At 66.3% G+C, this 12,455-nt stretch carries 10 protein-coding genes and 1 tRNA gene; 8 read left to right on the forward strand and 3 right to left on the reverse strand.

The annotated features are described in order from the left end of the window. Positions 1 to 61: 61 nt before the first annotated feature. The 4 genes from ispD to BMW72_RS15790 all read left to right on the forward strand — a co-directional run bounded on the left by ispD (position 62) and on the right by BMW72_RS15790 (position 5,187). Positions 62 to 1,441, forward strand: coding sequence for a 2-C-methyl-D-erythritol 4-phosphate cytidylyltransferase (gene ispD / locus BMW72_RS15775; protein ID WP_092112257.1), 1,380 nt, complete (start codon positions 62 to 64; stop codon positions 1,439 to 1,441). After that, entirely contained in the window at positions 1,438 to 2,853 is a 1,416-nt protein-coding gene (gene cysS, locus BMW72_RS15780; RefSeq protein ID WP_092112260.1) for a cysteine--tRNA ligase, read from the forward strand. The genes ispD and cysS overlap by 4 nt, the downstream gene beginning before the upstream one ends. Beyond that, positions 2,853 to 3,995 carry a 23S rRNA (guanosine(2251)-2'-O)-methyltransferase RlmB gene (gene rlmB, locus BMW72_RS15785; RefSeq protein WP_092112262.1) on the forward strand — a complete coding sequence of 381 codons (1,143 nt, stop codon included), beginning with the start codon at positions 2,853 to 2,855 and terminating at the stop codon, positions 3,993 to 3,995. Before cysS ends, rlmB begins: the two co-directional genes overlap by 1 nt. A 205-nt stretch (positions 3,996 to 4,200) precedes the next feature. Beyond that, positions 4,201 to 5,187, forward strand: coding sequence for a hypothetical protein (locus BMW72_RS15790; protein WP_092112263.1), 987 nt, complete (start codon positions 4,201 to 4,203; stop codon positions 5,185 to 5,187). A 161-nt stretch (positions 5,188 to 5,348) separates the two neighbouring features. On the opposite strand, the gene BMW72_RS15795 is transcribed toward BMW72_RS15790, so the two are convergent. Both BMW72_RS15795 and BMW72_RS15800 read right to left on the reverse strand, forming a co-directional pair. Further along, positions 5,349 to 6,662 carry a DUF4032 domain-containing protein gene (locus BMW72_RS15795; protein ID WP_092112265.1) on the reverse strand — a complete coding sequence of 438 codons (1,314 nt, stop codon included), beginning with the start codon at positions 6,660 to 6,662 and terminating at the stop codon, positions 5,349 to 5,351. Between the two features lie 62 nt (positions 6,663 to 6,724). Further along, a complete protein-coding gene (locus BMW72_RS15800; RefSeq protein ID WP_092112266.1) occupies positions 6,725 to 7,822 on the reverse strand; it encodes an ABC transporter ATP-binding protein in 1,098 nt (365 codons plus the stop codon). A 208-nt stretch (positions 7,823 to 8,030) separates the two neighbouring features. Between BMW72_RS15800 and BMW72_RS15805 the strand changes: the two genes are divergently transcribed. The 4 genes from BMW72_RS15805 to BMW72_RS15820 all read left to right on the forward strand — a co-directional run bounded on the left by BMW72_RS15805 (position 8,031) and on the right by BMW72_RS15820 (position 12,068). Then, on the forward strand, positions 8,031 to 8,939 hold the full coding sequence (locus BMW72_RS15805) for a DsbA family protein (protein WP_092112268.1): 909 nt from the start codon (positions 8,031 to 8,033) through the stop codon (positions 8,937 to 8,939). Between the two features lie 108 nt (positions 8,940 to 9,047). Further along, positions 9,048 to 9,123: transfer RNA gene (locus tag BMW72_RS15810), tRNA-Thr, on the forward strand. 230 nt (positions 9,124 to 9,353) lie between these two features. Then, positions 9,354 to 10,316, forward strand: a complete 963-nt coding sequence (locus BMW72_RS15815) for a hypothetical protein (RefSeq protein WP_092112270.1) — start codon at positions 9,354 to 9,356, stop codon at positions 10,314 to 10,316. A gap of 156 nt (positions 10,317 to 10,472) precedes the next feature. Further along, positions 10,473 to 12,068 carry an ABC-F family ATP-binding cassette domain-containing protein gene (locus BMW72_RS15820; RefSeq protein WP_092112272.1) on the forward strand — a complete coding sequence of 532 codons (1,596 nt, stop codon included), beginning with the start codon at positions 10,473 to 10,475 and terminating at the stop codon, positions 12,066 to 12,068. Positions 12,069 to 12,155: 87 nt separating this feature from the next. Here BMW72_RS15820 and BMW72_RS15825 read toward each other — a convergent pair. Then, a partial coding sequence (locus BMW72_RS15825) for an IS30 family transposase (RefSeq protein ID WP_139175920.1) occupies positions 12,156 to 12,455 on the reverse strand: 300 nt, incomplete at its 5' end.

Consider the following 12,455-nt stretch of genomic DNA (forward strand, 5'->3'; position numbering starts at 1 on the left):
GGTGCCGCCTTTTGCATGTTCGTCTCCCATTGCCTGATCCCCAGATAGATACCCTCAAGTCATGACTGTTTCCCCGGCATCACCCGCAGCGCCCACGGTCGCCGTCATCGTCGTCGCTGCCGGCAGCGGAACCCGCCTCGGCCACGCCGAACCCAAAGCATTCGTTTTGCTGCATATGCGCCCCCTGCTCGACCACGCCCTGGATTCCATTTTCGGCATGAACGAATCGGTGCAGGTCGTCGTCGTCGTCCCCGGCGATCGGGTAGCGGATGCCCACGCTCTCGCCGCCCGCGCCGCCGCCCGCAACGGGGCCCCCGCGTCGGCCGGGCCCGGCCCCGCAGCGGCCAGCGTCACGCCCGACCCGGCCGGGACCATCACCATCGTCGCCGGCGGACGTACCCGCCAGGAATCGGTGGACCACGGCCTGAGCGCCCTGCTACCGAGCATCGAGGTCGTGCTCGTGCACGACGCCGCCCGCGCCCTCACACCCGCAGCGCTCTGCGACCAGGTCGTCGCCGCCGTGCGCGCCACCGGGCACGGCATCATCCCGGGCCTGCCCGTGGTCGACACCATCAAGCGCGTCGCCGCCTCCGGAGCCATCCTGGGCACCGTCGACCGTTCCGAACTCTCCGCAGTGCAGACCCCGCAGGGGTTCCCGCGCGCCATGCTCGAGGCCGCCCGCACCTGGGCTGCGGCGAACGGCCGGTTCGAGGCGCTCACCGACGACGCAGCGCTCGTCGCCGATGCCGGGCATCCGGTGACGGTCATTGCCGGGCATCCGCTCGCCTTCAAGATCACGACGCCCGAAGACCTCGAACGGGCCGATCTGCTACTGCACGCGGCAGCGGCGCCGCTTCTTCCCCGCGTCGGCACCGGCCTCGACGTGCACGCCTTCGCCGACGACACTGAGCCCGACGCTGCGACCGAACTCTGGCTGGCGGGCCTGTACTGGCCGGGGGAGCGGGGCCTGAGCGGACACAGCGACGGCGATGTCGCCGCCCACGCCATCTGTGATGCCCTGCTCGGTGCGGCCGGCCTCGGCGATATCGGCAGCGTCTTCGGCACGGCCGACCCCCGATTCAGCGGCGCCCACGGCGATGTCTTCCTCACCGAGACCGTGCGCCTGGTGCGTGCCGCCGGCTACCTCGTGGGTAACGTCTCGGTGCAGATCATCGGCAACCGGCCCAAGTTCTCGCCCCGTCGGGCTGAGGCCGAAGCGCGACTCGCCGGTATCCTCTCGGCATCGGTCAATCTCGCCGCGACGACAACGGATGCGCTCGGCTTCACGGGTCGCGGCGAAGGCATTGCCGCGACGGCGACCGCGCTGCTCTACCCGGCGCCGACTACTGCGCCCTCTGCTGCGCCGACCGCTGCGCCCTCTGCTGCGGCCTCTGCTGCGCCCGGGCCGGGTCAGACCCCTCACCTAAACTGGGAGGCGTGACCATGCAACTGTACGATTCGAAGGCCCAGGCCTTGCGCGATTTTGTCCCCCTCGAAGCGGGTCAGGTCTCGATGTACGTGTGTGGACCCACCGTGCAGTCCAGCCCGCACATCGGTCACCTGCGCAGCGCCCTGGTCTACGACCAGCTGCGCCGCTGGCTCAGCTACCGCGGGCTCAACGTCACCTTCGTGCGCAACGTCACCGACATCGACGACAAGATCCTGATCAACGCGAATGGTTCGAGCGAGCAGTGGTGGGCCCTCGCCTACCGCTACGAGCTCGAATTCACCGCGGGCTACCAGCGCCTGGGCATTCTCGCGCCCACCTACGAGCCGCGCGCCACGGCGAGCATCTCCGAGATGCAGGCCATCATCGCCACCCTCATCGAGCGGGGCCACGCCTACGCCGCCCCCGACGCGTCCGGTGACGTCTACTTCGACAGCGCCAGCTGGGCGGCCTACGGCGCCCTCACCCACCAGTCGCCCGGCAATATGGAGGCGGCAACGGATTCCTCCCCCCGCGCCAAACGCGACCCCCGCGACTTCGCCCTGTGGAAGGGCTCGAAAAAGGGCGAGCCGGCCTCGGCCGCGTGGACCTCGCCGTGGGGCCGAGGCCGCCCCGGCTGGCACATCGAGTGCTCAGCCATGGCCGCCCGCTACCTCGGCGACCACTTCGACATTCACGGCGGCGGCCTCGACCTGCGGTTTCCGCACCACGAGAACGAGCTGGCGCAGTCGAACGCGGCCGGCAGCGACTTCGCGAACTACTGGGTGCACAACGGGCTGGTCAACGTGAACGGTCAGAAGATGAGCAAGTCGCTCGGCAACTCGGTCTTCGCGGCCGAACTGCTCGATCAGGCCCGCGCCATCGTCGTGCGCTATTTTCTCGGCGCCGCCCACTACCGCTCCACCATCGACTACAACGACGGATCGCTCGCCGAGGCTGAAGCAGCCCTCGAGCGGGTCGAGAGTTTTCTCGACCGCGCCGACCGCCGGCTGGCCGGCACCCGGTTCGCCGGGAGCGGCGTCGAGGTCGTGCCCGAAGATTTCGCCACGGCCATGGACGACGACCTTGCCGTTCCGCAGGCGCTCGGCGTGCTGCACGACACCGTGCGCGCCGGCAACGCCGCGCTGGATGCCGAAGACCTTCACGCTGCGGCATCCGCTCGCAGTGAAGTACTCGCGATGAGCGAAGTGCTGGGAATCAACCCTTTGTCGCCCGGCTGGGCCGTGGCAACAGACGAACCGGCCATGGTGGCCCTGAGCGCGTTGGTCGAGCGACTGCTCGGCGACCGCACCCTCGCCAGGGAAAACCGCGACTATGCGGCCGCAGACCGAATCCGGGACGAACTCGTCGCCGCCGGAATCACCATCGAAGACACCCCGTCGGGTGCCCATTGGAGCTTTGACTGATGAAGAATCTAGACCGCAAATCGCGTACCGGAGCGGTGCGCAAGGGCAGCCGCGGAGCCCAGGTCGGCTCCGGCGGCCAGGGCCGTCAGGCACTCGAGGGCAAAAAGCCCACCCCCAAGGCTGAAGACCGTCCGTACCACCCCGCCGGCAAGCGCAAGGCGGCGGCCGAACGGTTCACCGCGGCCGGCGGCTTCAACTCCCGTCCGGCAGCGGATGCCTCCGCCAACCGCGGCGGCTCGGCCGGCGGTCGCGGCGGCACGCCTCGCGGTGGCGCCCGCGGAGCCTCGCAGGCCCCCCAGCGCGGCACCGGCAACACCGGCGGCGGCGGATCCTCGACGCGTCGCGCCAAGCAGATCGACGAGCACGAGATCGTCACCGGTCGTAACTCGGTGCTCGAGGCGCTGCGCGCGAAGATTCCCGCGCTGACCCTCTACATTGCCGCGCGCATCGAAATGGATGAGCGCGTTAAAGAGGTGTTGCTCATGGCGACGAGCCGCAACATCCCCATTCTCGAGGTCATGCGCCCCGAACTCGACCGTCTCGCCGGTCGCGATGCCGTGCACCAGGGTCTCGCGCTCAAGGTTCCCGCCTACGAGTACGCACACCCCATGGAGCTGCTCGAACTCACCATCAGCCGCGGCCACAAGCCGTTGTTCGTAGCCCTCGACGGCATCACCGACCCGCGCAACCTGGGCGCGATCATCCGCTCGACCGCTGCGTTCGGCGGCCACGGAATCATCGTGCCGCAGCGTCGCTCGGTCGGCGTCACAGCTTCGGCCTGGAAGACCAGCGCCGGCGCCGCGGCTCGCACACCCGTCGCCATGGCGAGCAACCTCACCCAGACCTTGAAGGCGCTCAAAGCGCAGGGCGTGTTCGTGCTCGGTCTCGACGGCGGTGGTGACGTGTCGCTGCCCGACCTCGGCATCGGCTTCGCCGAGCGCCCCATCGTGATCGTCGTCGGCAGCGAGGGCAAGGGCCTGTCCCGCCTCGTTACCGAGACGTGCGACGCGATCGTTTCGATTCCGATCAGCGCGGCGACCGAGTCGCTCAACGCTGGAATCGCCGCCGGCGTCACTCTCTACGAGGTGGCCCGTCTCCGAGCCCAGATCAAGCAGGCCAAGGCCGCCGCCAAGCTCTCCTAGCCCCCGCATTACGGACGGGGCCCGGGCCCCGTCCACGGGCCCAGTTTATAAACTGGGCCCGGGGCTATAAGGTGAGCCCGGTATCCATCGCGTTTGCGTGAACGTTCAAACCGGTTCCCCTCCTCCACAGCGGATGCTCCGGCCCGCTTTCCACAGATCAGTAGACGTCACGCCATCCCTTGTTCGGGCACGGTGACAATTGGCCATGCTTGAGATTCTGGATGTTCCCAACGCTCACAACGACGGCCTGATTCTCGCTGAGTCCCTGTGGGCAGCGGGCCTGAATACCCGTGCCGTGCGCGCGTTGCTTGCAAATGGTGAGCTGGTGCGCATCCGTCGTGGGGTGTACTCACTCGGAGCGACCTGGCGTGGCGCCAATAGCGACGATCAGTACCGGCTGTTCGTTCGGGCGACCGTGGTCACGGCCGAGCAGCCGCTTCTTCTTTCGCATCTCTCCGCGGCAGCGCTGCACAATTTGCCCATCATCGGACCGTGGCCTAAAGTCGTCCACGCGATCAATAACGACACGGCCGGGGGCAGCAGCGCCCGCTTCACCACGAGCCATAGGAGCGTGGTCGAGCCGGAGCCGGTCACGATCAACGGATGCGCCGCCACCACACTCGCGCGCACCCTCATCGATGTGGCGGCAACCTCGAGCTTTCTCGTCGGTGTAACCATGATGGACCACGCCCTGCGCCTCGAGGGGGAGCGCGCCGAGAACGAACGCCGGAAGGGTGTCGCCGGTGCACCGGCCCTCTCGAAGGAGGACCTCTACGCGGAACTAGCGATTGTGCATCCGAGACGGGGAGGCCCGAAGGTGCGTCGGGTCATAGACTTCTCGACTTTGCTTTCTGCCAATCCCGGCGAGTCGATGAGCCGAGTGCGCATGCACGAGTTGGGCTTCGAGATACCCGAGCTCCAGGTGCGCTTCGTCGTTCAGGGCCGGGACTACTGGGTCGACTTCTACTGGCCCGGCGTGCGTAAAATCGGTGAATTCGACGGCAAGATCAAGTACACCCGGGGCGCAACATTGGGAGACCGACACCCGGGCGACGTTGTCATCGCCGAGAAAAATCGAGAAAATCTCCTGCGTCCGGAAGTGCTCAGTTTTGACCGCTGGGACTGGGACACGGCCTTTTCTCCCCGACTTTTCTACGAATTCATGATTCAGCACGACGTTCCTCGCGCCTGAACTGGCAGTGGATACCCGCGCCCACCGACCGGGCGAGCCTCACACCGTCTGGGCCCACCTTGTGACCCGGGGCCCAGTTTATTAACTGGGCCCGTGGACGGGGCCCGGGCCCAGTCCGAAATGGACGCCTCCGGACGCTCGGGAAGCGCACTGAACGGAACTTAGACCTTCAGCGTCCAGTCGTCGGCGTCGTCCGGGTCTGCGGACGTGGTGTCATCCTCGAGCTGCGTGCGAATGGGCAGCGTGATGGCTCCGGTGAGCGGATCGATGACGGTGGCCTCGTCGCGGCGGTGCCGCAGTACATCCTGCACGTACGAGGTCACGGCCTCGGCCAGCGGAATGTCCCGCGACTGGTTCTGCGCCATATACCAGCGGTGATCGAGCAGTTGGTGGAATACCTGGGCCCGCTCGAGTTTGCCTCGCAGCTCCTCGGGAATGGCCCGCACCACCGGCTCGAATACCCGCACGAGCCACTCGTGCGCGACCATTTCCTCATCGGCACCCTGCGAGCCGTAGGCGGCCCGATAGGAGTCGAGGTCGTTCAGCAGGCGACGGGCCTGGTTCTCCTCGGCGTCGAGGCCGGTCAGGCGCAACAACCGGCGCTGATGGTGCCCGGCGTCGACGACCTTCGGCTGAATGCGCACACTCGAACCGGTGCTGTCGGTCTTGATGGCGAGTTCCTCGATATCGAAACCGAGGTCGTTGAGGCGTTGCACCCGTTGGGTGATGCGCCAACGCTCGGAGGCGGAGAACGACTCCGAACCGGTGAGCTCCTTCCAGAGCAGGCGATAGGCGGCGACGATCCCGTTGCTGACCCGAATCGGGTCGAGCTCATCGGCAACCCGGCCGCCGGCCTCGAGATCCATCAGCTCGCCGGCGATGTTCACCCGGGCAATTTCGAGGTCGTTCTCCCGCTGGCCGTTCGACAGCCCGCCCGAGTACAACTGCCCGGTCTCAGCATCGACAAGGTAGGCGGCAAACGCCCCGGCATCGCGCCGGAACAGGGTGTTCGAGAGCGACACATCGCCCCAGAAGAAGCCGATCATGTGCAGCCGCACGAGCAGCACTGCGAGAGCGTCGACCAGCCGGGTGGCGGTATCCGGGCGCAAAGCGTGCGAGTACAGGGCCCGGTAGGGGAGGGAGAACTTGAGGTGACGCGTGACCAGAACCGAATTGAGCGGCTCCTCCGAGGCATCCGTTCTGTTCGTGATGACGGCAACCGGCTCGACGCAGGGAATCTCGAGGTGAGCCAGGGTGCGCAGCATGTCGTACTCGCGCTTGGCCATCTCGCTCGTGGTTTCTTTAATGGCCACCACCCGCCCGCTCAGGTGCGCGAACCGCACGAGGTGGCGGGAGATACCCTTGGGCAGCGAGGCGATGTTCTCATTCGGCCAGGCGTCGAGGGGCAGCTGCCACGGCAGGTCGAGGAGGGCAGGGTCGGCCGTGGCCGACGTGATGTTGAGGGAACCGCTCATGGTGTGAGCCTAACCGGCTGGAGGAGGTGAGCCCCATCCAGCCGGCCGAAAGGCGTCGAAGGCTAGTCGGTGACGGCGCCGCCGAGGCGCAGTCCGCTTTCGGCGTCGAACACGTGCAGGTGGTTCGGTGTGGCCGTGAGATACACCGTCTCGCCGGCGTTCGGGTGCGAGCGGCCATCGACGCGAGCGACGATGTCGGTGCGCTTGCCCTCGATCGTGGAGTGACCGTAGAGGTAGCCGTCGGCGCCGAGTTCTTCAACCAGGTCGACCTCGATCTGCAGGCCATCGCCGGCGGTGGACGACATCTGGATGTCCTCCGGGCGAATACCAACGGTGACCTTCTTGCCGGTCGAGCTGGCGAGGGTCTCACGCTGCACGGGAACGGTCGCGGTGCCGAACTTGATGCCGCCATCGACGGTGTCCGCGAGGAACAGGTTCATCGCGGGGCTACCGATGAAACCGGCCACGAACACGTTCTGCGGCTTCGCGTACAGGTCGCGGGGCGAACCGACCTGCTGCAGGATGCCGTCCTTCAGTACCGCAATCCGGTCACCCATGGTGAGTGCCTCGGTCTGGTCGTGGGTCACATAGACGGTCGTGACGCCGAGGCGGCGCTGCAGCGACGCGATCTGCGTGCGCGTCTGCACGCGCAGCTTGGCGTCGAGGTTCGATAGCGGCTCGTCCATCAGGAACACCTGCGGCTGGCGCACGATGGCGCGACCCATGGCCACGCGCTGACGCTGACCACCCGAGAGCGCCTTCGGCTTGCGGCTGAGGTAGGGTTCCAGGTCGAGCAGCTTGGCGGCTTCGAGCACGCGGGCGGCGCGCTCGTCTTTGTTGATGCCGGCGATCTTGAGTGCGAAGCCCATGTTCTCGGCCACGGTCATGTGCGGGTACAGGGCGTAGTTCTGAAATACCATCGCAATGTCGCGGTCCTTCGGCGGAACGTCGGTGACGTTGCGCTCACCAATGAAAATGTCGCCCTCGTTAACCTCTTCGAGGCCGGCCAACATTCGCAGCGAGGTGGACTTGCCGCAGCCGGACGGGCCGACCAGAACCAGAAATTCGCCATCGGCGACCTGCAGGTCGAGCTTGTCAACAGCCGGTCGAGTGGACCCGGGGTAGAGCCGGGTTGCTTTGTCAAAGGTCACTGAAGCCATGATTATTTCTCCTTCACCGGCAGGAACGTGCCGGACGATCCGTTGTGAATAGGATTTGCGTCGCGCGCGTAAGCGCACGACCTTCCCATTATTGCATGACGGATGCCCCGGTGTGGGTCTCCCCGTTTGGTCGTTTCCCAGTCAGGGGACCTACTATTCCAAGGGTGCCTTCACGCACCCCCCCCCTCCTTCTCGAAAGCGATTCTTCATGACTATTGGCGGACCAAGCGACAGCAGTCCCTCAAAGAACCGCCGGCGTGATGCCGCGCGGGTCAAGGCGAAGCAGCTTCGAGTCAGCCAGAAGAAGAAGGATCGCCGCAACAAGGTATTCCTGCAGGGCGGCATCGGCATCGCCGCCATCGCCATCATCGTTCTGGTCTCCGTGATCATTGTGAATTCAATCAAACCGGCCGGTCCGGGCCCAAAAAACATGGCCAGCGACGGCGCACTGATCGGTGAGGGCATGGTCACCGTGCTCACGCCGGCGCTGCAGCCCGACGCCAAGCCGCGGCCATCCGAACCCGATCCGACCGGTGCCGTTGCGAACATCCGCATCTATGTCGACTACCTGTGCCCCCTCTGCGGCGACTTCGAAGAGGCCAACACCGAGCAGATCGCGCAATGGGTCGACTCCGGCGCGGCGACGGTAGAAATCCACCCGGTGGCCATCCTCACGAGCAAGTCCGCCGGCACCAAATACTCCCTGCGGGCAGCCAATGCGGCCGCCTGCGTCGCCAACTATTCGCCCGACGACTTCTTCGACTTCAGCTCCGCCCTGTTCGTCGACCAGCCGGAAGAGACGTCGCCCGGCCGCAGTAACGACGAGATCAAAGCTGTCGTCAGTGAAGCGGGCGTCAGCACGGCCCGCTCCAGCATCAATTCCTGCATCGACGACGGCACCTACGAATCGTGGGTCAAGGCCGCCACCGACCGCGCGCTCGACGGCCCCATCCCCAACTCCTCGATGAAGTCCATCATCGGAACCCCGACCATTCTGGTCAACGGCAAGCCGTACACCGGTTCGCTTGAAGACCCGAAGGAGTTCGCTTCCTTCGTGCAGCAGGCCCTCGGCGAGACCTATTCCACGTCGACGCCCACCCCGACCCCCGGCGGGTAAGGCTCCGCAGAACGGATGCGGCGGCTCGCGTCGCGCGCATCCGCTTCGCCGTTGCCCGAGGTGGCTCCGAAATCATTTAGGATGGTCTTTCGAGGCCCTCGGTCTCATGCCGGCCTGGCGCAATTGGTAGCGCACCACTCTTGTAAAGTGGGGGTTACGGGTTCAAGTCCCGTGGCCGGCCCCACGAGCCCCTACTCCCCACCGGGACGCAGGGGCTTTTCTGTGCCCGGGGTGCTGCCTGGATCGCGTGACCCATCCGTGTCCCGTCGTTTTGACGCGGCCGCGTCGTCGCGCGCGCGAGCGATATTCGGCAGCGAGCCGCTTTCGACGGCGCGACAACTTCGCTGGGAACGCCGATCGGCTCGAACCGCAGTGTCTGTGCCAAGCTGACACCCACGACGATCGGGGGATTCGGTGGCGCACGCGGAGTTCGACAGTGACTATGAGCGGGCAACGAACGACCCGTCATTCCTCGAGGCGGTGCGCGCCGCCTATGCGGGTACCGATGATGTGCTCGATGTGCTCTGGTGGCAGGCACACCCCGACCAGGCATCGCCTTCCGGAACAGCCGCTCCCGCCGCGCGCCGGCGCGAACTTCAGCGCCGCATCTTCGCCGTCGATGGTGACGCCGTCAACAATGCGGCGGCGGCGCAGCAGCTGGCGCAACTGGACGACGAAATCCGCTTCGAGCGCGCGGCATTCGAGCGCGCGCTTGCGATCGTCGGGGGCGAATCAGCGCCTAGACGCGCCGAACCACGCGTCACGCTCGACGACACCGAAACCGAAACCACAACCGCAACCGAAGCGGAGGCCGAAGTTGGCGACCCGCAACCGTTGATCAACCGCCGCCGCCTGCTCGTCACGGCCAGTCTCATCGCGGCCGTGGCGATCGGGGCGGTGGCTGGTGCGCAAGTCACGGATTCCGGCACGAGCGCGGCCCCGATTCCGACCGCCACGGCCGAGCCGACGACGACGGGAACGCGCGCGCCCGCGCTCACCCGCCTCGATCTGCCCCAGGCTACGGCCGACGTGCCGAACCACCCGGTGCCCGAGGGATTCGTCGTCGACTCCTTTCGACTGCTGGGCGCTCCGCCCGGTTACCTTGCCCCGTCAGAATCGGTCGCCATCTACGCCGCCCGGACCACGTCCGGCATGGTCTGTCTCGTCGCGCTCGGCAGCGAGATCGGCCACCTGGCCACCTGCGTTCCCGACAGCAATTTTCCCACGACCGGCCTGCGCCTGTACTGGCTGAGCACGCTTGACTACTGGTCGGACGCCGGCGTCGCCTCCACCACCCCGATCAACTGGGACGCCGTGTGGAAAGCCGACGGGTCGTTCCAATCCGGCGGCACCGGCCCGGAACAGACTGGCCCCTAAACATCCTCCCAGCGATGCGCGACCGCCGGCGCGCCCGCGGCATCCGCTTATCGCGTGCCCGGGGCGCTGCACCACCGGGCCGCGCAGGCCCCGCCACGTACACTGAGGGCTGGGGTTTTTTACGAGCGGATGCCCGCGCCCCGAGAGGAAACACGCATGAGTCTGATTCGGCTGAACGATGTCAGCATCCGCTTTGAGAACACGCAGATTCTGCGCGAAGCGTTCTTTCGCCTCGAACCCGGCGACCGGGTCGGCCTGATCGGCAAGAACGGCTCGGGCAAGTCCACCATTCTCAAGCTCATCCTCGACCAGGTTTCGCCCGATACCGGTGAGGTCTCCCTCGAAGACGGCATTCGTGTCGGCTACTTCTCGCAGTTCTCCGAGCTCAACGGCGCGCAGACCATCATCGAGGTGCTCGACGAGCTGTTCGTGGCTGTGAAGGCCGTCGAGACCGAACTCGCCGCGATCGACGCGGCGATCGCCCTCGATTCCTCGGCCGGCGCCGAACTCGACCGGCTGATCAGCCGCCAGGGCGAACTGTTCGAAGAGATGGACCGGCTGGACGGCTGGGACTACAAACGCCACATCGACACCGCGCTCACCACCCTCGGATTCAACGAGGCGCACCGGGTCTGCGCGATCGACGAGCTCTCCGGCGGATGGCGCAACCGTGCCGCCCTGGCCAAGATCGTGCTCGAAGCCCCCGACGTGCTGCTGCTCGACGAGCCCACCAACTACCTCGACGTGGCCGGCGTGGAGTGGCTCGAAGCCTGGTTCAAGAGCTTCAAGGGCGCCGCCATCGTGGTCTCGCACGACCGTAAATTTCTCGATGCCGTCGTCACCCGCATCATCGAGGTCGAGAACTTTCACCTGCACGAGTACCCCGGCAACTTCGGCGAATACATCGTGCAGAAGCAGTTTCGGCTCAAGAGCCTCGAGGCCCAGTTCGTGCACGAATCCGAGCTGCTCGCCTTCGAAGCCGAGGGCATCGCTGACCGCCGCGAAGCCGCGAAAGCCGAGAGCCGCCAGCTCGGCAACCAGCTCGCCCACATCAAGAAGTCGCGCACGCCGCGCCCGGTCGACCAGATCATCACTGAGATCTACGGCAACCTGCACGTGAAAGACGTGCTCTGCCGGGTCGACGGCCTGGCCAAGAGCTACGGCGACAAGCTCTTGTTCGAGAACCTCAGCTTCGAGGTGCGTCGCGGCAACCGCATCGTCGTGCTCGGCAGCAACGGCAGCGGCAAGACCACCCTGCTGCGGGTTCTCACCGGCGAGGAAACCGCCGACCGTGGTGACGCCGCCTGGGCCAGCGGCGCCCGAGTCGTCTCGTACAACCAGATCCTGGCCGAACTCGACGATAGCGACACGGTCAGTCACGCCGTCAACGCCATGCCCGGCAGCCTCGCCCTGACCGCCACCAAGAAGTCGGTCAACCGCTTTCTCACCATGTTCCAGTTCAGCGAAGCCGACCTCAAGCAGAAGATCGGCAACCTCTCGGGCGGTCAGCGCGCGCGCGTTGCCATGGCCCAGTGCCTGCTCTCCGGCGCCTCGGTGCTGCTGCTCGACGAACCGACCAACCACCTCGACATGTCGAGCACCCAGGTGATGGAACGCGCCCTCGTGCACTTTCCCGGTGCCGTTGTGGTCGTCAGCCACGACCGGTTCTTCACCGACAAGATCGCCAACCGCCGCCTCGTCTTCGGCAGCGACGGAGCCGCCCCCGGCGAGATCGAGGTGCGCGCCGCCTGACCCGCCTGTCTCTAGCGACCGGGCCCGGGCCCGGAAACTGGGCCCACGATAGGGCGGTTTCTGGGGGTCGTTGCAACACCGGGTGGTCTATTCAGTAGTCAGCAGTTTAGCGAAGCGCTCGGCGGGGGTGTCCCAGTCGAGCGTCTTCCGTGGGCGTTCGTTGAGCTCGTGTGCTGCCGCGCGTAAGTCGTCGGCGGTGTAGGTGGAGAGGTTGGTGCCCTTGGGGAAGTACTGGCGTAGTAGGCCGTTGGTGTTCTCGTTGGATCCGCGTTGCCAGGGGCTGGCTGCGTCGCAGAAGTAGACGTCCATGTTTGTGCCAAGGCGGATGGCAGTGTGATGCGCCATCTCGACACCTTGGTCCCAGGTCAGAGAGCCGCGTAGATGTGC

Source organism: Cryobacterium luteum, from assembly GCF_900110125.1.
GTDB classification, from domain to species: domain Bacteria; phylum Actinomycetota; class Actinomycetes; order Actinomycetales; family Microbacteriaceae; genus Cryobacterium; species Cryobacterium luteum.